The sequence below is a fragment of the Pseudomonas sp. S2_E02 genome (assembly GCF_054668355.1).
Genome location: NZ_CP162761.1, coordinates 3,474,815 through 3,494,871, shown reverse-complemented (window position 1 = coordinate 3,494,871; position 20,057 = coordinate 3,474,815). Strand labels below are relative to the sequence as shown.

General features: G+C 59.6%; 19 protein-coding genes. 9 read left to right on the top strand and 10 right to left on the bottom strand.

Annotated elements, in window-relative coordinates; all coding sequences use genetic code 11:
* Positions 1–478 precede the first annotated feature (478 nt).
* From AB4O01_RS15630 to dksA, 5 genes are all read right to left on the bottom strand, one after another.
* Positions 479–1,915, bottom strand: a complete 1,437-nt coding sequence (locus tag AB4O01_RS15630) for a sigma-54-dependent transcriptional regulator (protein WP_093434911.1) — start codon at positions 1,913–1,915, stop codon at positions 479–481.
* A 22-nt stretch (positions 1,916–1,937) separates the two neighbouring features.
* A complete protein-coding gene (locus tag AB4O01_RS15625; RefSeq protein ID WP_177413113.1) occupies positions 1,938–4,892 on the bottom strand; it encodes a sensor histidine kinase in 2,955 nt (984 codons plus the stop codon).
* The gene (locus AB4O01_RS15620) at positions 4,876–5,052 is read right to left on the bottom strand and encodes a hypothetical protein (RefSeq protein ID WP_003176118.1); all 177 of its coding nucleotides are present in this window, start codon (positions 5,050–5,052) and stop codon (positions 4,876–4,878) included. Before AB4O01_RS15620 ends, AB4O01_RS15625 begins: the two co-directional genes overlap by 17 nt.
* Before the next feature lie 77 nt (positions 5,053–5,129).
* Complete coding sequence (gene gluQRS / locus AB4O01_RS15615; protein ID WP_460088998.1) at positions 5,130–6,026, bottom strand: tRNA glutamyl-Q(34) synthetase GluQRS; 897 nt, start codon at positions 6,024–6,026, stop codon at positions 5,130–5,132.
* Between the two features lie 192 nt (positions 6,027–6,218).
* The gene (gene dksA, locus AB4O01_RS15610) at positions 6,219–6,662 is read right to left on the bottom strand and encodes an RNA polymerase-binding protein DksA (protein ID WP_007909922.1); all 444 of its coding nucleotides are present in this window, start codon (positions 6,660–6,662) and stop codon (positions 6,219–6,221) included.
* Between the two features lie 334 nt (positions 6,663–6,996).
* Between dksA and AB4O01_RS15605 the strand changes: the two genes are divergently transcribed.
* Both AB4O01_RS15605 and sfsA read left to right on the top strand, forming a co-directional pair.
* A complete protein-coding gene (locus AB4O01_RS15605) occupies positions 6,997–8,169 on the top strand; it encodes a pyridoxal phosphate-dependent aminotransferase (protein ID WP_099757201.1) in 1,173 nt (390 codons plus the stop codon).
* Positions 8,169–8,882, top strand: coding sequence for a DNA/RNA nuclease SfsA (sfsA, locus tag AB4O01_RS15600; RefSeq protein ID WP_093434919.1), 714 nt, complete (start codon positions 8,169–8,171; stop codon positions 8,880–8,882). Before AB4O01_RS15605 ends, sfsA begins: the two co-directional genes overlap by 1 nt.
* Here sfsA and AB4O01_RS15595 read toward each other — a convergent pair.
* A complete protein-coding gene (locus tag AB4O01_RS15595) occupies positions 8,879–9,196 on the bottom strand; it encodes a Rieske (2Fe-2S) protein (RefSeq protein ID WP_093434921.1) in 318 nt (105 codons plus the stop codon). The genes sfsA and AB4O01_RS15595 overlap by 4 nt on opposite strands.
* A 166-nt stretch (positions 9,197–9,362) precedes the next feature.
* On the opposite strand from AB4O01_RS15595, the gene AB4O01_RS15590 reads away from it, so the two are divergent.
* The 4 genes from AB4O01_RS15590 to AB4O01_RS15575 are packed head-to-tail and all read left to right on the top strand — an operon-like array spanning position 9,363 to position 12,909.
* Complete coding sequence (locus tag AB4O01_RS15590) at positions 9,363–10,235, top strand: heme/hemin ABC transporter substrate-binding protein (RefSeq protein WP_460088997.1); 873 nt, start codon at positions 9,363–9,365, stop codon at positions 10,233–10,235.
* Positions 10,232–11,269 carry a FecCD family ABC transporter permease gene (locus AB4O01_RS15585; RefSeq protein ID WP_460088996.1) on the top strand — a complete coding sequence of 346 codons (1,038 nt, stop codon included), beginning with the start codon at positions 10,232–10,234 and terminating at the stop codon, positions 11,267–11,269. Before AB4O01_RS15590 ends, AB4O01_RS15585 begins: the two co-directional genes overlap by 4 nt.
* Positions 11,269–12,036: a heme ABC transporter ATP-binding protein gene (locus AB4O01_RS15580; protein ID WP_460088995.1), complete on the top strand. Its 768-nt coding sequence runs from the start codon at positions 11,269–11,271 to the stop codon at positions 12,034–12,036. The genes AB4O01_RS15585 and AB4O01_RS15580 overlap by 1 nt, the downstream gene beginning before the upstream one ends.
* Before the next feature lie 21 nt (positions 12,037–12,057).
* Positions 12,058–12,909 (top strand): ChaN family lipoprotein, encoded by an 852-nt coding sequence (locus AB4O01_RS15575; protein ID WP_460088994.1) that lies wholly within the window; start codon positions 12,058–12,060, stop codon positions 12,907–12,909.
* 227 nt (positions 12,910–13,136) lie between these two features.
* On the opposite strand, the gene AB4O01_RS15570 is transcribed toward AB4O01_RS15575, so the two are convergent.
* The 4 genes from AB4O01_RS15570 to AB4O01_RS15555 form a co-directional block, all read right to left on the bottom strand.
* A complete protein-coding gene (locus AB4O01_RS15570; protein ID WP_186625152.1) occupies positions 13,137–13,937 on the bottom strand; it encodes a Crp/Fnr family transcriptional regulator in 801 nt (266 codons plus the stop codon).
* Between the two features lie 16 nt (positions 13,938–13,953).
* Positions 13,954–14,226, bottom strand: a complete 273-nt coding sequence (locus AB4O01_RS15565; protein WP_003228231.1) for a TfoX/Sxy family protein — start codon at positions 14,224–14,226, stop codon at positions 13,954–13,956.
* Positions 14,227–14,512: 286 nt separating this feature from the next.
* A complete protein-coding gene (locus AB4O01_RS15560; protein ID WP_007909940.1) occupies positions 14,513–14,857 on the bottom strand; it encodes a pentapeptide repeat-containing protein in 345 nt (114 codons plus the stop codon).
* A 90-nt stretch (positions 14,858–14,947) separates the two neighbouring features.
* Positions 14,948–16,504: a bifunctional aminoglycoside phosphotransferase/ATP-binding protein gene (locus AB4O01_RS15555; RefSeq protein ID WP_099757197.1), complete on the bottom strand. Its 1,557-nt coding sequence runs from the start codon at positions 16,502–16,504 to the stop codon at positions 14,948–14,950.
* A gap of 118 nt (positions 16,505–16,622) precedes the next feature.
* Between AB4O01_RS15555 and mrcB the strand changes: the two genes are divergently transcribed.
* From mrcB to AB4O01_RS15540, 3 genes are read left to right on the top strand one after another with little or no spacing between them, the layout of a single operon-like run.
* On the top strand, positions 16,623–18,947 hold the full coding sequence (gene mrcB, locus AB4O01_RS15550) for a penicillin-binding protein 1B (RefSeq protein WP_093434938.1): 2,325 nt from the start codon (positions 16,623–16,625) through the stop codon (positions 18,945–18,947).
* A gap of 16 nt (positions 18,948–18,963) precedes the next feature.
* Entirely contained in the window at positions 18,964–19,713 is a 750-nt protein-coding gene (locus AB4O01_RS15545; RefSeq protein WP_099757196.1) for a hypothetical protein, read from the top strand.
* Positions 19,713–20,048 carry a YqcC family protein gene (locus AB4O01_RS15540; RefSeq protein ID WP_093434942.1) on the top strand — a complete coding sequence of 112 codons (336 nt, stop codon included), beginning with the start codon at positions 19,713–19,715 and terminating at the stop codon, positions 20,046–20,048. Before AB4O01_RS15545 ends, AB4O01_RS15540 begins: the two co-directional genes overlap by 1 nt.
* Positions 20,049–20,057 lie beyond the last annotated feature (9 nt).

The following is a 20,057-nucleotide window of genomic DNA, read 5'->3' as shown; positions in this document are numbered from 1 at the left end:
CCTCGCCACGAAGTGTTTCCTTCGTGACCCTCCCAATCGGGAGCCAAGAGCAAACGGATTGCTTTGGTCGCTGAATTGCAGTGATCTCTCGATCCAACCAGTACAGGCTCTGTCTTAGGACAGTTTTTGTTGTTCTCGGCCTGGTCGTGGGGCAAGCCCCAAATACAACGCCTCTCCAAAAGAATCAGTTAGCTGCGCCTCTCGCCGTCTTGTTTTTATTGTGCGTGAGTCGATTCGTCTTATTTTTATTGTCTTGTGCATTGCTTGTTATTGTTCTTGTACCAAACATATAGCAGGGGCCGTGCCAACTTTTGCGAAACCCAATAAAACAAGGGGTTAGGTCGATATAACCGTTTTGTCGGGGCGAAAAAAAGCCGGGGTTTCGTTACCGATAACCCCGGCTTCTGTTACGTGAATCGACTGAGGTAACAGTTTTTTCACATCTTCAAGCGTTACCCGCACACTCGACAGGTAACGTTCAGCTCTCGCTGGCGACCCCGGTCTTGCGCCGTGGGATGCCTAGACGCTGACGGCGCTCCCACAGACATTTACGGCTGACGCCCAGTTTGCGCGCCAGTTCGGTCTCGGTCATGTGGTCCTGATGCTCGAGAACGAAGTGCTGGAAGTAGTCTTCCAGCGACAGGTCTTCGGTCGGCTCGTGGCTGCTGTTGCTGGCGTTACCCGGCGTTTGTGGCGGCAGACCGATGAACTCGTCGTCTTCCAGATCGCTCAGCTCGATGTCGATGCCCAGCAGGTCGGCGGAGATTTCCGCGCTTTCGCTCAGAATCACCGCGCGCTCGACTGCGTTTTCCAGTTCACGCACGTTACCCGGCCAGGAATAATGACGAATCGCCTGTTCGGCATCCGCGGCAAATTTCAGGTCGGTACGGTTGATGCGCGCACTTTGGCGAGCGAGGAAAGCCGTGGCGATCTCGTTGACGTCGGCGCCGCGCTCGCGCAGGGCCGGCAGTTTTAACGCGATCACGTGCAGACGGTAATAAAGGTCTTCACGGAACTGGCCGATTTTCGCCAGGCTCTTCAAATCGCGGTGAGTGGCCGCGATCAGGCGTACATCGACCTTCTGCGACTGCACCGAGCCAACACGGCGAATTTCGCCTTCCTGCAACACACGCAGCAGGCGAGCCTGAGCTTCCAGCGGCAGTTCGCCGATTTCGTCGAGGAACAAGGTGCCGCCGTCCGCCGCTTCGACCAGACCGGCACGCCCGGCGCTGGCGCCGGTGAATGCGCCTTTCTCGTGGCCGAACAGTTCGGACTCGATCAGGCTTTCCGGAATGGCTGCGCAGTTCACCGAGATCATCGGCGCCTTGGCGCGTTTCGACAGATTGTGCAGGGCGCGGGCTACCAGTTCTTTACCGGTGCCGGACTCGCCCTGGATCAACACATTGGAATCGGTTGGCGCGACTTTGCGGATCTTGCTGTACAAGTCCTGCATCGGTGGGCAGGAGCCGATGATGCCAATCTCGCCATTGCTGTTGTCGACGGCGGATTTGCCGCTGCCATTGGCCGGTTTACTGGCAACTGCTTCGCCGGCCGCCGGTGCCGATTGGCGATCACGCAGGATCCGCGCGACAGCCTGAAGCATTTCATCGTGGTCGAAAGGCTTGGCGATGTAGTCCACCGCGCCCATCTTCATCGAGTCGACCGCCGAGCGCAGGCTGGCATAGCTGGTCATGATCAGCACCGGTGTGCCCTGGCCGAGCTTGATCAGCTCAGTACCCGGCGCGCCCGGCAAACGCAGATCGCTGACGATCAGATCGAACGTAGGAATGGTGAAGCGTTCTTGTGCTTCCTGCACTGAACCGGCTTCGCTGACCTGGTACTGGTTGCGTTCCAGCAGGCGGCGCAAGGCGGAGCGGATAATTGTTTCGTCTTCGACGATCAAAATGTGCGGCATTGATTCGATACTCTCGACGGTCTCAGTTCACAGCGGACGTCGCTTCGACATGACGCGGTAAGGTCACCCGGATACGGGTGCCGCGTTGGCTCTGTACATCAGCCGGGCTGTCGATGGTGATTTGTCCATAATGCTCTTCAACGATGGAATAGACCAGTGCAAGGCCCAGACCGGTGCCTTCGCCAGGATCCTTGGTGGTGAAGAAGGGTTCGAACAATCTATCCATGATGTTCTTCGGAATACCGCTGCCTTCGTCTTCGACGATCAGATCGACCGTGTGTTCGCCGGCTTCACTCTTGACCCGTACCGCACTGTGCGGCGGTGAGGCGTCGCGGGCGTTGGAGAGCAGATTGATCAGTACCTGGGCAAGTCGCTGCGGATCGCCCTCGACCCAATGATCAGGATCGCAGAGGTTGTAGAACTGCACCTCGAAATTGCGTCGGTTCAGGGCCAGCAGGCCGATTGCATCTTGAGCGACCTCTGCCAGACAAACGGGCTCGTCACTGTGCTGATGGCTGCCAGCGTGGGCGAAACTCATCAACGACTGGACGATGCGCGACACACGTTTGGTCTGTTCGAGAATCTGCCCGCTGATTTCCGTCAGTTCGCCGTCGTCTTCACGCTCTTCGCGCAGGTTTTGCGCAAGACAAGCAATGCCGGTGATCGGGTTGCCGATTTCGTGAGCCACACCCGCCGCGAGACGACCAATGCTGGCCAGACGCTCGGAGTGCACCAGTTTGTCTTCGAGCATCTGCGTTTCGGTCAAATCTTCGACCAGTAGCACCAGGCCGCTGTTACCCGGTGCCAACGGTTCGTCGATTGCCGCTTTGTGCAGGTTCAACCAGCGTGTTTGGCCATCGAGGGCCAGGTGCTGTTTGTGCAAATGCTCGTCCGGCAGATCGATGAAACCTTGCAGCAGGCCTTTCCATGGCTCGCCGATGGTACTCAGGCGCGAACCGACCACGCGTTGCGCGGCGATTCCGGTGAGCTCTTCCATGGCCTTGTTCCACATCAGGATCTCTTGATCCTTGGCCAGCGAGCAGACGCCCATCGGCAGTTCCTGCAAGGTTTGGCGGTGGTAACGGCGCAGGGCGTCGAGTTCGGCGGCCAGGCCTGTGAGGCGCGAGTGGTAATCCTCGAGGCGGCTTTCGATGAAGTGGATGTCTTCGGTCACATAGTTTTCGCCACCCGCCTTGTAGGGCAGGAAGGTTTCCACCATGTCCTGCGCCACGCTCGGGCCCATCAGACCGGAAAGGTTGGCCTCGATACGGTCACGCAAACGGCGCAGTGCATAAGGACGGCGTTCGTCAAATGGTAGATAGAGGTCACGCAACGCTTGCTCGACTTCTTTCTGCGCAGCCTTGGCGCCCAGCGGTTTGGCCAGTTGTGTGGCGAATTCCTGTGGCGAGGCCGCATGCAGTTCACGGCGCTGCGGACGACGGACGTTGTCTACCGCACAGGCTTCGGCGGCGCTGGCTTCTTCCGGGCTGGCGTTGGTGAACAGCGAGATCAGCGTGAACATCAAGACGTTTGCAGCCAGCGAGGCGATTGCCGCCATGTGCCAACTGGTGTCGTCGAGCACGTAAATCATGTTCAGCAGCGGGATGTAGAAACCCTGCAGATTGCCGACCAGCGGCAGCAGCATGGTCACTACCCAGACCAGAATCCCCGCCAGCAGACCGGCGATAAAGCCGCGACGGTTGGCGGTCGGCCAGTACAACACCGACAACACCCCGGGCAGGAATTGCAGGGTCGCGACAAACGCGACGATGCCGAGGTTGGCCAGATCCTGCTCGGCGCCAAGCATCAGGTAGAAACCGAAACCGGCCATGATGATCGCGACGATCAGCGCGCGGCGGGTCCACTTCAGCCAGCGGTAGATGTTGCCTTCGGCCGGCGGCTGGTAGAGCGGCAAAACCAAGTGGTTCAGCGCCATGCCCGACAGCGCCAGCGTGGTGACGATGATCAGCCCGCTGGCCGCCGATAAACCGCCGACATAGGCGAGCAACGCCAGCGGTTTGCTGTTGGCGGCGATGCCGATGCCGAGGGTGAAGTATTCCGGGTTGGTTGTGGCGCCGAGTTTGAGGCCGGCCCAGAGAATCAGCGGCACCGCCAGGCTCATCAGCAGCAGGAACAGCGGCAGGCCCCAGCTCGCACTGACCAGCGAGCGCGGGTTGAGGTTTTCGGTAAAAGTCATGTGATACATGTGCGGCATCACGATCGCCGAGGCAAAGAACACCAGCAGCAGCGTACGCCAGGGGCCTTCCTGCAACGGCGTGTGCAGCGCGGCGAGGGCAGTCTGGTTTTGCAGCAGCCAAATCTCAAGCTGTTGCGGGCCGTCGAACACGCCGTACAGCGCATACAGGCCGACGCCGCCGAGAGCGATCAGTTTGATCACCGACTCGAAGGCAATCGCAAACACCAGTCCTTCGTGCTTCTCACGGGTGGCGATATGCCGGGAACCGAAGAAAATCGTGAACAGGATGATCAGCGCACAGAACGCCAGCGCGACGCGACTCTGGATCGGCTCGCCGGTCAGAATGCCGATGGAGTCGGCCACCGCCTGAATCTGCAACGCCAGCAGCGGCAGCACACCGATCAGCATGAAAATCGTGGTCAGCGCACCGGCCCAGGTGCTGCGAAAGCGAAACGCGAACAGATCCGCCAGCGACGACAGTTGATAGGTGCGGGTGATTTTCAGGATCGGATAGAGCAACACCGGCGCCAGCAGAAATGCGCCGGACACGCCGAGGTAACTGGACAGAAAGCCGTAGCCGTACTGATAGGCGAGGCCGACCGTGCCGTAGAACGCCCACGCACTGGCGTAAACCCCCAGCGACAAGGTGTAGGTCAGCGGGTGGCGAATGATCGCCCGCGGGATCATGCCCCGTTCGCTGATCCAGGCGACGCCGAACAGCACCGCCAGGTACGCGGCGCTGATCAGGATCATCTGGGTCAGGCTAAAGCTCATCGGCATCTTTTTGGCTCTGCAGGATGAAGGTCACGACAATCAGGATCAGCCAGAGCAGATAGGGGCGATACCAGGCGCCCGTAGCGTCGATCCACCAATCCATGATGGCGGGGGAAAACAGGTAGATCCCCACGACTAAAAGCAGGACCAAGCGATAGATGTACATCCCGGCCTCTCTTTTTTATGCGCGTGCCCGAAAACGTGCGGCGATGGTAACGGATGGGCGCGCGACTGCAAGTGTCGTCATAGCAGTTGCGCTTCGGGCAGGGTCAGTGTGCGCGGGATCTTCGTGGCATCCCAGTGTGCGCTGCCCCACTTGAGTAATTCTTGCGGTGAGGCGTGGGCCAGTTCGGCGCCAGGGTTTTGCCCCAGAGCACGCAGGGCGCGCAGCAACAATGGTGTGGCTTGATCGGCTTGCAGCGGCGGCGAGCGATAGGACTTGCCGAGTTTGTTGCCGTCCGGTTGGATAATCAGCGGCAGGTGCAGATAGCGCGGCTGGCGCAACCCCAGCAACTCTTGCAGATAGAGTTGGCGCGGCGTCGAGTCGAGCAGGTCGGCACCACGCACGATGTCGGTGATACCTTGCCAGGCATCGTCGAGCACAACGGCCAGTTGATAGGCGTAGAGACCGTCGCGCCGGCGGATCACGAAATCGCCGACGTCACGGCCCAGATGCTGGCGATATTCGCCCTGCACGCGATCAATAAAGTGGTATTCCAGTTCGGGTACGCGCAGGCGGATAGCGGCGTCTTGCTGATCGTGGCCGGCATTGCGGCACAAGCCTGGATAAATCCCGTTATACGGTTCGAGCTGTTTGCGCGAGCACGTGCAGGCGTAAGCGAGGCCGTGATTGAACAGGCTGTTGAGCACGTCCGCGTAGGCGTCGTGGCGATCGCTCTGGCGCACCATGTCGCCGTCCCATTCAAAGCCGTAGCTTTCCAGCGCCTTGAGAATCGCCGCTTGTGCGCCGGGTTCTTCGCGGGGCGGGTCGAGATCTTCCATGCGCACCAGCCAGCGACCGCCGACCGAGCGAGCGTCGAGGTAAGAGGCGAGGGCGGCAACCAGCGAACCGAAGTGCAAGTGGCCACTGGGGGTTGGGGCGAAGCGGCCGATGTAGGCGGGGGATGTTTTGGCAGTCATGGAGACGAAGCTACTTTTCAGGCTATACGCAGGTCAACCTGTGGGAGTGAGCCTGCTCGCGATAGCGGTGTGACATTCAACACCGATATCGACCGACCCACCGCTATCGCGAGCAGGCTCACTCCTACAAAAGGCAAAAGGCAGAAACAAAAACGGAGCGTTCGCACGCTCCGTTTTTCGTTCAGGTCGAGATTACTTGCCGACCTGCTTTTCCTTGATCTCAGCCAGGTTCTTGCAGTCGACGCACATGTCGGCGGTAGGACGGGCTTCAAGGCGCTTGACGCCGATCTCGATACCGCACGAATCGCACCAGCCGTATTCGCCGTCTTCGATCAGTTGCAGTGTCTTGTCGATCTTCTTGATCAGCTTGCGCTCGCGATCACGGGCACGCAGTTCAAGGGCGAACTCTTCTTCCTGACTGGCACGGTCGGCCGGGTCGGGAAAGTTGGCCGCTTCGTCCTTCATGTGATCAACAGTTCGGTCGACTTCCTGCATCAAGTCCAGTTTCCACTTGGTCAGGATCTTGGTGAAGTGCGCGCGCATGGGTTTGCCCATGTACTCTTCGTCTTTGGCCTGAACGTAAGGTTCGAAGCCACTGATCGCCGTTTGCTGCTGTTGCTTTGCTTGGGTGGGCATGAAATGGACCGCCTCTACTCTTGTAATCCATTGCGCAGGATTGCTCCATCACCGACACCTGCCGGCCCTGCGGCTGCAAGCGGGCGAACTTACCAGATCAATTCGGCCTGCGCTACTCCCGGATGTCGAGGCCCCGGCGGGTGGCGCTTGCAAATGTTTGGCAAGCCGTGTCTGGTGGTGCTGAAGACCTGTTCAATCACTGATTTTAGTCAATCCTGGAGCGTACGCTCATATCGTTACAGTCCAGCGTTCTTGAGGCTGTGACCGCTGCGGGTTCTCGCTCGTTCCGGCAGATGGGTAGAATCGTCTCTTTTTCCCTGCCGAAGGAAAACCAATGGCTCAGCCCTACAGTGCGCGCAGTCGTGCGATCGAACCGTTCCATGTGATGGCGCTGCTGGCGCGGGCCAATGAATTACAGGCTGAAGGCCACGACGTGATCCACCTGGAAATCGGCGAGCCGGACTTTACTACTGCCGAGCCGATCATCCGTGCCGGGCAGGCCGCTTTAACGGCGGGCAAGACCCGTTACACCGCTGCGCGCGGCATTCCTGAATTGCGCGAGGCGATTTCCGGTTTTTACCAATCGCGCTATGGCCTGAACATCGATCCGCGGCGGATTCTGATCACGCCGGGCGGTTCCGGTGCGCTGTTGCTGGCCAGTGCATTACTGGTCGATCCGGGGAAACACTGGCTGCTGGCGGATCCGGGTTATCCGTGTAACCGGCATTTTCTGCGCCTGGTGGAAGGTGCCGCGCAGCTTGTTCCTGTAGGGCCGGACGTGCGCTATCAGTTGACTCCGGATCTGGTCGAGCGTCATTGGGATCACGACAGCGTCGGTGCATTGGTCGCTTCGCCGGCCAACCCGACCGGGACGATCCTGACCCGCGATGAGCTGGCCGGGTTATCCACAGCCATCAAGGCGAAACACGGGCATCTGGTGGTGGACGAGATCTATCACGGTCTGACTTACGGCACCGATGCGGCGAGCGTGCTGGAAGTCGATGACAGCGCTTTTGTGTTGAACAGTTTCTCCAAATATTTCGGCATGACCGGCTGGCGTCTCGGCTGGCTGGTGGCGCCGGATGCTGCCGTCAGCGAGCTGGAAAAACTGGCGCAGAACCTCTACATCAGCGCGCCGAGCATGGCCCAATATGCGGCGTTGGCCTGTTTCGAACCGGACACCATCGCCATTCTGGAAGAGCGCCGAACCGAATTTGGTCGCCGCCGTGATTTCCTCCTGCCAGCGTTGCGCGAGTTGGGTTTCAACATCGCCGTGGAGCCGGAAGGCGCGTTCTATCTTTACGCCGATATCAGCCAGTTCGGCGGCGATGCCTTCGCGTTCTGCCGACATTTTCTCGAAACCGAACATGTAGCGTTCACCCCGGGTCTGGATTTCGGTCGCTATCAGGCCAGCCACCATGTGCGTTTTGCCTACACGCAAAACCTCCCTCGCTTACAGGAAGCGGTGGAGCGTATTGCCCGTGGTTTGAAGAGCTGGCAAGGCTGATGCGCTTTTATCCTGCTCTGGAAGAGGCGCGACTGATCCGTCGTTACAAGCGTTTTCTCGCCGATATCGAAACCGTTGACGGCGAGTTGCTGACCATTCACTGCCCGAACACTGGTTCGATGCTCAACTGTCAGGTCGAAGGCGGGCAGGTCTGGTTCAGCCGCTCAAATGACCCGAAACGTAAATTACCGGGCACTTGGGAAATTGGTGAAACCCCGCAGGGTCGGTTGTTTTGCGTGAATACCGCACGGGCCAACGGTTTGGTCGAGGAGGCGCTGCAGGCCGGCGTCATCAGCGAGTTGAACGGCTTTACCGCATTGAAACGTGAAGTCGCATACGGGCAGGAAAAGAGCCGAATCGACTTCCGCCTCGAATACCCGAGCGGCCCGGCTTATGTTGAAGTGAAAAGCGTCACCCTCGGTTTCGACGGCACCGCCGTGGCGGCGTTTCCCGATGCGGTGACCCAGCGCGGCGCCAAGCATTTGCGTGAATTGGCGCATCTGGCGCGGGACGGCATTCGGGCGGTGCAGTTGTATTGCGTCAATCTGACCGGGATTGACGCGGTGCGGCCGGCGAAGGAAATCGATTCGGCCTACGCCGATGCGCTTCTCGAAGCGGTGGCTTGTGGCGTTGAGGTGCTGGCGTATGGCGTGCGGCTGGACCATGAAGAGATGGTCATCGACCGGCGTCTCGACGTGCTGCTTAACGGTTAAACATCGATCCACAGCCCTTGCGCATCTTCCCGGCAAGAAATGGCGGTGAGTGCTTGCCCGGCGCAAGGCCCGGCGACGCATTCACCGTCCTCGATCAGAAACAGTGCGCCGTGGGTGGCGCACTGGATCAGGCTGTTGCTCGGGTCGAGAAACCGGTCGGGTTGCCATTCCAGGCCCACGCCCCGGTGCGGGCAGCGATTGAGGTAGACATAGGCCTGACCATTGCGACGCACGGCAAACAGCTTTTTTCCGTCGATCTCGAATCCACGACTTTTCGCTTCGGCCAGATCGGCGCCTGCGCAGAGAAGCTTCATGACTATCCTCTAGTGTCCGCTCGTGTCTGGATATGTCCGAGCTTGACGTTTAAATGCAAACAATTATCAAATGGCGGCCTTCACCCGCAGGCATCTGGCAGATGTCGAGGATACTTGGCCTGCCATCCGGATGCCCGGGAAAAAACCTTATTCAAGGAAGCTGTGTATGCGCCTGAGTACCCGCGTTGCCGTGCTGTGTGTCGGACTTTTGGTCAGCCACCAGGCTGCAGCGGCCGATTTGCCGCAACGTTGGGTCAGCGCCGGCGGTGCGCTGTCGGAGTGGGTAACGGCATTGGGCGGCGAGTCGAAACTGGTTGGCGTCGATACCACCAGCCAGCATCCGGATTCGTTGAAGGCGCTACCGAGTATTGGTTATCAGCGCAGTCTGTCCGCTGAGGGCATTCTCAGTTTGCGCCCGGATATCCTGATCGGCACCGAAGAAATGGGCCCGCCACCGGTACTGTCGCAGGTAAAAGCGGCCAAGGTTCAGGTGGCGTTGTTTTCGGCTCAGCCAGATCTGCCAACGCTGGAGAAAAACGTTACTCATTTGGGCCAATTGCTCGGCGCACAGGCTCAGGCCGCGCAAATGCTGCACAGTTATCAACAGCAACTCGATGCGCAGAAGGCCCGGGTTACTGAAGTGCAGACCAAACAAAAAGCACCGGGTGTGTTGCTGTTGCTTGGACATGCCGGTGGCAAGCCATTGATTGCTGGCAAGGACACCGCCGCCGACTGGTTGCTGCAACAGGCGGGCGGACATAACCTGGCGACGCACACGGGTTACAAGCCGTTTTCCGTGGAATCCCTTGCCAGTCTCGATCCTGAAGTGCTGGTGTTCGCCGACCGTGCATTGACCGGTGAGGCGGCGAAAGCGGCGCTGTTCAAGGAAAACCCGATTCTCAATTCAAGTCGCGCCGCGAAGACCGGGCGTGTGCTGGAGCTGGATCCGACCCTGCTGGTCGGTGGGCTCGGGCCGCGTTTGCCAGCGGCGCTGAAAACCCTGACTGACGGTTTCTATCCGGCCAAGAGCGGCCAATGACCACACTGGTAAAACCCCGTGACTTGTTCATTGGCCTGACGCTCCTGTGTTTATTGGCGATCTGGCTATCGTTGGCACTCGGGCCTGTCAGTCTGCCGCTGTTCGACACGTTGCGTGCCGCGCTACGCATGCTTGGTGTGCCGTTGGCACCGGACGGACTGGAGCAGGCTGAGCTGATCCTTGGGCAGATTCGTCTGCCGCGAACGCTGCTGGGACTGGCAGTGGGCGGTGTGCTGGCGTTGTCCGGCGTGGCGATGCAGGGCTTGTTTCGTAATCCGCTGGCCGATCCGGGACTGGTCGGTGTTTCCAGCGGTGCGGCATTGGGCGCAGCGATCGCGATTGTCGGCGGTGCTTTTTTTGGCGGCCTGCCGGAATGGATCGGGCCGTATCTGCTGTCGGTCTGCGCGTTTCTCGGCGGCCTCGGCGTGACGGCGCTGGTGTATCGACTGGGTCGCCGTAATGGCCAGACCAACGTCGCGACCATGTTGCTGGCGGGCATCGCACTGACGGCGCTGGCCGGTTCGGCGGTGGGGCTGTTCACTTATCTGGCGGATGACGCGACCTTGCGTACGCTGACGTTCTGGAACCTCGGCAGTCTCAACGGCGCCAGTTACGCGCGGTTGTGGCCATTGCTGATCATCAGCACCGGCGTGGCGTTGTGGTTGCCACGTCGCGCAAAAGCGCTGAATGCCTTGCTGCTCGGGGAATCCGAGGCTGGTCATTTGGGCATTGATGTCGAGCGGCTCAAGCGTGAATTGGTGTTTTGCACGGCGCTGGGGGTTGGCGCAGCAGTGGCGGCCGCCGGGATGATCGGTTTTGTCGGGCTGGTGGTGCCGCATCTGGTGCGCTTGCTGGCGGGGCCGGATCACAAAGTGTTGCTGCCGGCCTCCGTGCTGGCGGGGGCGAGCCTGTTGCTGTTGGCTGATCTGGTCGCGCGGCTGGCGCTGGCACCGGCAGAGTTGCCGATCGGCATCGTCACCGCGTTTATCGGTGCGCCGTTCTTCCTCTATTTGCTGCTGCGAGGGCGTGCCTGATGTTGCGTGCGCAGAATCTGCACATCCAGCGTGGTCGCAAGGCTGTGCTCAGCGATGTCTCGTTGCAGCTCGAACCGGGTCAAGTGCTCGGTGTGCTTGGGCCGAACGGTGCTGGCAAAAGTACGTTACTCGGTGCCTTGTGCGGTGAGCTGGCAGCGAGCGCGGGCGGAGTTTCGCTCGATGGGCAAGCGTTGAGTCACTGGACTGGCCCGCAGCGCGCGCAACGACTGGCGGTGTTGCCTCAGGTGTCGACCCTGGACTTTGCTTTTCGCGTTGAGGAAGTGGTCGGCATGGGCCGCTTGCCTTGGCAAAGCGGGCGGGTGCGGGATGCCGAAATCATCGCACAGGCATTGACGGCAGCGGATGCCGGGCACTTGAGCGGTCGCAGTTATCTGGCGTTGTCCGGGGGCGAGCGTCAGCGTGTGCATCTGGCGCGGGTGCTCGCGCAGCTTTGGCCGGGGCAGGCCGGACAGACGCTGCTGCTGGATGAACCAACGTCAATGCTCGATCCGCTGCATCAACACACGACACTGCAGGCCGTACGCGAGTTTGCCGATCGTGGCGCGGCGGTGTTGGTGATCCTGCATGATCTGAATCTGGCGGCGCGTTATTGTGATCGCATTCTGCTGCTGGAGGGTGGGCGTCCGGTGGCGCTGGATACACCGCAGCAGGTTTTGCGTCCGGACACGCTTCAGGCCGTATTCGGTCTCGAAGTGTTGGTGCAGCCGCACCCGGAGCGCGGGCATCCGCTGATCATCGCCCGCTGACAGGATCCTTGAGGTGATGGCATGCGTGGGTTGTGGTTGTTGGCGGTGATGTTACTTGCGGGGTGTCAGCATGTTGCGGCGCCACCGCCGATCAATGGCGAGATTCGCGACCTGCACAGCGGTCAGGTGCTGACGGCACAGCAGTTGCTGACGGGTCTTGCCGAGCCTGAGCGGCTGATCATTGGTGAGCAGCATGACAACGCCGATCAACACGCTGCGCAATTGTGGCTGTTGCGCTCGCTCGGTGAGCAGCGGCCGCAGGGCAGTCTGCTATTGGAAATGCTCACGCCGGATCAGCAGCCTCGCGTTGATCAAGTGCGCCAGGCGAAAACGCCGCCCGCTGACCTGCCGGGTGCATTGGCCTGGGAGGACGGCTGGGACTGGAATCTCTATGGACCCATTGTCCGCTTCGCGCTGACTCAGCCGTATCCACTGCTGGCGGCGAATTTGAACAGCGCTGAAATCCGCACCTTCTATCGTGATCCACCTGTGCTTAACGGGGATCGCAGCAATACAGCATCCGTGAAAGCTGTTTTGCTGGAGCAGATCAGCGATTCCCACTGTGGCCTGCTGCCCGAATCACAGATGCCGGCGATGCTCGCCGTTCAGCAACAACGTGATCGGCGTATGGCCGAACGTCTGCTGGCGGCTCCTTCACCTTCAGTCCTGCTGGCCGGTGCGTGGCATGCGCGCAAGGACGTCGGCGTGCCGTTGCATGTTGTGGATCTGGGCGCCGCCCAGGCACCCACCGTGTTGCTGTTGGCGGAGCAGGGCGCCGAAGTGACCGCCGCGATGGCCGACTACGTTTGGTACACGCCGGCCACGCCAAAACAGGATTACTGCGAGCAGATGCGTAAACAGTTCGGCAAATGACTTTTCCACAGGCAAAAAAAGACCCGGTAAAAACCGGGTCAAATAACCGTGATTAGCCTGATGAGGAGATAATCTGAGAGTCCGAACCAAGGGCTTTTCAGAATATCGACTGATCTCGCGACCAGTTGTGATAATCATAGCGATTCTCATTACCGAGTCAACAACTGTTTTTCCGTTTCTTTGAAATCGTCTTGAAAATGGTCGGTACGCCCCGCAAACAAAGACTTTTAGCATTGACCTTCAGTCGGTGTCATTTGCGTGATCTGCCGATTCAACTGGCCGATCCGCCGTGCCATGCTCTCGATCAGGCTGTGGGCGATCTTTGGATTGGTGCGGGTCATGCTCAAAAAATGATCACCGGGAATCAGCATCACCGTGCTCGGTTCTCGTGCGATCACCGTGGCGTTGCGTGGCTCGCCAGTAAACACGGCCATGGCACCGAAAATCTCGTCTTTGGCCACATCTCCCACCTTATGCCCGTCGACAAACGCTTCGGCATGTCCGTCGATGATCACGAACACGTGATCAGCCGCGTCCCCTTGGTTGATGAGGATTTCACCCGCCTCGACCCGTTTGAAGCCATTGGTGCTGCGAAACTCGCGCGGTTTCAGTTCCGCGACGGCATGGGCGAGGATCGCCATCTGCCCCAGCAGATACTCTAGAAACTGGTCTGTCCGATGAGCGTCGGCATACACATGCTGGAAAACCTCACGGCGCCAATAGGGCGTCAAGCGCAACGCCCCGTCACTGCACAAACGGCAATCAGCCCAGTCCTCACCTTGCTGAAGGCCGATCAAATCGCCGTCCTGCCAATAAAACAGCGGACGGGCGCCGATACAGCCGTTGATCATCCCTTCATTCAGCATGAATAGCTGATCGGCGGGTAACTGCGTCAGCAAATCATCCGCCGCCTCCAGTTCCAGCATTGGACCGCAAGGCGCCAAATCGCGCAGCCACAGTGCGGGCAAGCTCTGCAAACGGTTGATCAAGGCATCGGCGCAGGCCGATTGTTCCCCCAGTAAATACATGACGGTCAATGCCCGTTCAGTTCTTGTGGCGCGAGGAAATGGCTTCGAGTTGCTTGTTGAGGGCGTCCTTGCGTTCGGCAGGGATGTCGTTCCAGTGCACATCCATCAGCGCGCCTTCGATCGCATACAACAACACCTTCGATGCGCGAAACCCGCGGGTACGCACGGCCCGGTAGGCGTCCACCGCGCCCAGGCGACGCAAGTCCGAGGCGCTGTGGATGCCCACGGCATGCAGCCATTGCGCCGACGTCTTGCCAAGATTCTTCAGGTGTTGCAGTTCATCATTCATCAAGCCTCCTTGCGACGGCCGAATGGTGCGTGGGCGAGCTTCTCAGGAGTGTAGCCATCAGTAGGAAAAGCGTGATTGTTTGGTCGGATTCAACGCAAACGCTTCTAAGAAAGGGCGCTTGAACGGCCTGCGAACGCAGAAAGAAGGGGAAAAAACACATATCAATGTAGGCGTGAGCCTGCTCGCGATAGCGGACTGGCAGGCACACATGTGTTTAATGTTAGACCGCTATCGCGAGCAGGCTCACGCCTACAGGGTGGGCGTCGTGTCAGAGGGGAGGCGACTATCAGCGGGTGCGATAGCGCAGGCGCGTACCGAAATTCATCGACATCAGAATCTCGTCAGCGCTCAGTTCCGGCGGGAAGTAAGCCCCAGAAATCTGCGCGTGAGCCAGGCTCGCGCCTTCCAGCGACGCATTGCGGAAATCGATGCCTCGCAGATCGGCAGAACGGAAATACGCGTCCCTGAAATCCACGCCATCGGCATTCAGTTCGCGCAAATCAAGACCACGGAAATCGCCGCCGACCATGTCGATCGGGCCATCTTGTGGGCGCTCTTTGTTGAAACCTGTGATGTCGTCTTTGTGCAGCAAGGCATATAGCGGGGTGTCGAGAAGTTTCGGCTGGCTCATGTCATATCACCGTTGGTTTTATGACGCCAGTATAGTGCCACTATTTGGCGGCCGTGAAGCAAGCGTGGGCTTCACGGCCGAAATAGTTTTTTACAGGCCTGGCAGGCGTTGACGAATCTGCGCGACCACGGTGTCCAGCGTGCCGGATTCATTGGTCTGTACGCGTTTGCTGCGCAGGATTTCTTCCGGCGTCAGCGCTTCGCGATTGGCCTGCTGCGCTTCGATCACCGCCAGGGTGGCGTCGGACGGATCCTTTTGGTCGGCCTGACGAATCGCCAGCCAGCTCTCGATCACCGCTTGTGGCGCGTTGCAATCGAGGATCAGGAATGGCGTGCCGGTGGCTTCGGCAATTTTTGCCGCGTTGTCGCGTTGTTCGCGCTTCAGGTAAGTCGCGTCGATCACCACCGGGAAACCGGCGTGCAGGATTACTTCAGCGATTTCATGCAGACGCGCGTAAGTGGCGGCGCTGGCGTCGGCACTGTAAATGCCGGCCTGCACATCATTAGCAACAGTTTGTTCACCGAACAGGCGCTTGCGTTCTACGTCCGAACGCAGACGGATGGCACCCAGCGCTTCGACCAGACGCATGGCCACGTGGCTCTTGCCGACAGCGGAAACACCGTGGGTGATTGCCATGAAGCGCGATGGAATGGTGCTGTAGCTTTCCGCCAGGTTGGCGTAGTTGCGGTACTGGCGCAGGGTGGTGGCGCGCTGCACCGGGGTCGCGTCAGCCGGCATGCTGAACAGGGCAACCTTGGCACGCACCAGTGCACGGTAGGCTTTATAGAAGTTCAGCACTTCCAGGCCCTGATAGTCGCCAGTCAGCTCCAGATATTGGCTGATGAAGCGGCGCGCCAGGGATTTCAGACCACGGTCTTCCAGGTCCATCGCGAGGAAACCGGTGTCGGCCCAGACGTCAGTGAAGCGGAACGGTTCGTTGAACTCGATGCAGTCGAAGATCACCACTTTGCCGTCGATGACCGTGGCGTTGCCCAAGTGGATATCGCCGTGGCATTCACGGGTAAAACCCTCGGTCTTGCGCTGAGCGAACAGTGGCTTGAGACGTTCGAAGCTGCTTTCGGCCCAGGCTTTCAGTGCCTCGAGTTGCAGCAGATCGTTTTTGTCGCTGAGAAACGGCAGGATCTGTTCGAAGTTTTGCGAGACCGGCGCCATCACGCTGTCCGGGGTGCCGGCGTCGTGTTCGGCCGGGACCTTTGGCGCGGTGAGGTGGAAGCGTGCGATCTGCTCGGCCATCTCGTCGATGTGCCGAGTGGTCAGCTCACCGTTGGCTTGCAAGGTGCTGAGCAAACCGCTCTGCGGGAATTGACGCATTTTCAGTACGTATTCGATGGCCGGACCGTCGCCGCCCAGTTGCGGTGCTTCAAGGCTGCCGGTGACTGGCAACACTTCCAGATACAAATCATCGGTCAGGCGCTGGTTCAAACGCAGCTCTTCCGCACAGAAATGCGCGCGCGATTCGAGGCCAGTGAAGTCGAGGAAGCCGAAATTAACCGGCTTCTTCACTTTATAAGCGAAGGGACCGGTGAGGATCACCCACGAGATATGGGTTTCGATGACCTGAAACCCTTCGACAGGGTGCGGGTAGAGGGCCGGGTTTTGCAGGGCAGCGATCAGAGACTGGCTCACGGGCGATCCTTCAGAGACTGGGGGAAATTCGAGGCCGCCATTATGGCCGCTCGCCAGCCCGACGCAAACCTCGGAGCGCTCCTGTTGAGGATGAATAAAGTGCGTATAATCCGCCGCCATGACTCGAACTCGATCCCCCCGTACCAAGAAAAAACCACCCTCCAAGGGCCTTAGCCCATGGTTGAGCTGGGCCATTAAACTCAGTCTGGTCGGCCTTGTCGTGCTGGCTGGCTTCGCCGTTTACCTCGATGCCGTGGTGCAGGAGAAGTTCTCCGGCAAGCGCTGGACCATCCCGGCCAAGGTTTACGCGCGGCCGCTCGAGCTGTTCGTCGGACAAAAGCTCAGCAAGGACGACTTCCTTACCGAACTCGATGCCCTCGGTTATCGCCGCGAAGCCGTGAGCAATGGCCCCGGCGCGGCAGCCGTTAGCGGCAACACCGTCGATTTGAATACCCGTGGCTTCCAGTTCTATGAAGGCCTGGAAAAACCGCAGCCGGTGCGCGTGCGTTTCTCTGGCGATTATGTGGCTGAGCTGTCAGCGACCAACGGTTCGAAATTGTCTGTGGTGCGCCTCGAACCGCTGATGATCGGTGGTATTTATCCGAAAAATCTCGAAGACCGCATTCTGATCAAGCTCGATCAAGTGCCGCCATATCTGCTCGAAACTCTGGTTGCCGTGGAAGACCGCGATTACTACAGCCACTGGGGCGTGTCGCCGAAGTCGATTGCCCGCGCTATCTGGGTCAACACCTCGGGCGGCAAGATGACGCAGGGCGGCAGTACGCTGACCCAGCAGTTGGTGAAAAACTTCTACCTGACCAACGAACGCAGCCTGACCCGCAAACTCACCGAAGCGATGATGGCGATGCTGCTGGAGCTGCATTACGACAAGAAGGAAATCCTTGAGGCCTACCTCAATGAAGTCTTTGTCGGACAGGACGGTCAACGTGCGGTCCACGGTTTCGGTCTGGCCAGTCAGTTCTTCTTCGGTCAGCCGTTGTCCGAGCTGAAACTGCATCAGGTGGCGTTGCTGGTCGGCATGGTCAAAGGCCCGTCTTACTACAACCCGCGTCGCAACCCGGAGCGTGCGCTGGAGCGGCGCAACCTGGTGCTCGACGTGCTTGAGCAGCAAGGCGTGGCGACGGCCGAGCAAGTGGCCGCAGCGAAGAGCATGCCGTTGGGCGTGACCACTCGTGGCAAACTGGCCGACAGTTCGTTCCCGGGCTTCATCGATCTGGTCAAACGTCAGTTGCGTGAAGACTATCGCGACGAAGACTTGACCGAAGAAGGCCTGCGCATCTTCACCAGCTTCGACCCGATCCTGCAGATGAAAGCCGAGGCGTCGGTCAACGACACCTTTAAACGTCTGTCCGGGCGCAAAGGCTCTGATGACGTGGAAGCGGCGATGGTCGTGACCAATCCGGAAACCGGTGAAGTCCAGGCGATGATCGGCAGCCGTCAGGCCAGTTATGCCGGGTTCAACCGCGCACTGGATGCCGTGCGACCGATCGGCTCGTTGATCAAGCCTGCGGTTTATCTGACTGCGCTGGAAAAACCGAGCCAGTACACCCTGACCAGTTGGCTGTCGGACGACCCGTTGTCGGTCAAAGGCGCGAACGGTCAGGTGTGGAAACCGCAGAACTACGACCGTCGCTCCCACGGCACCGTGTTCCTTTATCAGGGGCTCGCGCATTCCTACAACCTTTCGACTTCGCGTCTAGGTCTGGAAGTTGGTGTGCCGAATGTGCTCAAGACCTTGGGTCGTCTGGGTGTGACGCGCGAATTTCCTGCATTCCCGTCGATGTTGCTCGGTGCCGGTGGCATGACCCCGATCGAAGTCGCGACCATGTACCAGACGCTGGCCAACGGTGGTTTCAATACGCCGATGCGCGGTATTCGCAGTGTGCTGACCGCCGAGGGCGAACCGCTCAAGCGTTATCCGTTCCAGATCGAGCAGCGCTTCGATCCGGCGTCCATCTATCTGATCCAGAACGCCATGCAGCGCGTGATGCGTGAAGGTACCGGCAGCTCGGTTTATAACGTGTTGCCGAAGACTTTGACGCTGGCGGGCAAGACCGGTACCAGTAACGATTCCCGTGACAGCTGGTTCGCCGGTTTCAGTCAGGATCTGCTGGCGGTGGTCTGGCTGGGGCGCGATGACAACGGCAAGACGCCGTTCACCGGGGCCACCGGTGCGTTGCAGGTCTGGACCAGTTTCATGCGCAAGGCCGATCCGCTACCGCTGGACATGCCGCAGCCGGACAATGTCGTACAGGCTTGGGTCGATTCGCGTACCGGGCAGGGCTCCGATGCCAACTGTCCGGGGGCGGTGCAGATGCCGTATATTCGCGGCAGCGAACCGCCACCCGGCGCCGCGTGTGCGGGCGAAACGCCTGCCTCCGGCGAGTCGGTGATGGATTGGGTCAAGGGCTGGATGAATTAAGCAAAGAGGGTTTCAAGTGAACAAGTGGTTGATTCCAGCGGTGACCGCCGTGGCTTTGCTCAGCGGCTGCTCTACCGTACAGCGTGGTTCGATTCCGGTTGTTGACTCCGGTACTGCGGTGTCCAACAGCGAACGTATTTCGGCCAATGGCGGCTTTCGTCAAACCACCGTAAAGCGTCCTGCGCAAGCGCAGACTCAAGCGATTCCGCAAGGCGATACCGGCGTGGTGGTGATGGTGCCGGGTGGCGGCGCGACAACGTCCGCGCCGATCAGCTCTTCGCCGATTGTGCCGGGCCCTGCGTCCGGTGGTATCACGGCAGGCCCGTACAACCCTTCAGCGATTGATTCTGCGCCGGTCAACACGGGCAGCTACAGCATGCCGTCGACACCGAGCGGTATTCCCTCGGCTAGCAGCGGCGGTGGCCTGTCGGCGGATGAGCAACTGGACGGCCCGGTACTCGCCTTGCTGACGACAGCTCAACAGCAACAGGCCGGCGGTGACCTCAACGGTGCGTCCTCCAGTCTGGAGCGTGCTCAGCGTGTTGCCCCGCGTGAGCCGCAAGTGCTTTATCGCTTGGCGCAGGTGCGCATGGCCCAAGGTGATGCGCCACAAGCGGAGCAATTCGCTCGTCGCGCGCTGACCATGGCCAACGGTCGTCCGGACCTGCAAGCCAACCTGTGGGAAATCATCGCTCAGTCCCGTGAGAAACAAGGCGATTCCGCCGGTGCCGCTCAGGCCCGTCAGAAGGCCAAGGTTTCGCTGTAATGGATGCTCGTTTCCCGAAAATCGCCGATCAGCTGTTGCTGATCGAGCGTGAACTGCGCACTCAAGGCTGGTGGGACGAGGTTCAGCCGTCGGTGGAAGCGTTGAGCAGTGTCGAGCCGTTTTCGGTCGATACGCTCGACTTCGAGCAATGGCTGCAATGGATCTTCCTGCCGAAGATGAAATACATCCTTGAGCAGGATCTGCCGTTGCCGAACGCCTCGGGCATCCAGGAAATGGCTGAAATGGTCTTCGCCCAGCGCAACTTGCAGGGCAAGGATCGTCAGCTTCAGGTGTTGCTCAAAGAGTTTGACCTTTTGATCACTGCCTCGCGCTAATACCGATTC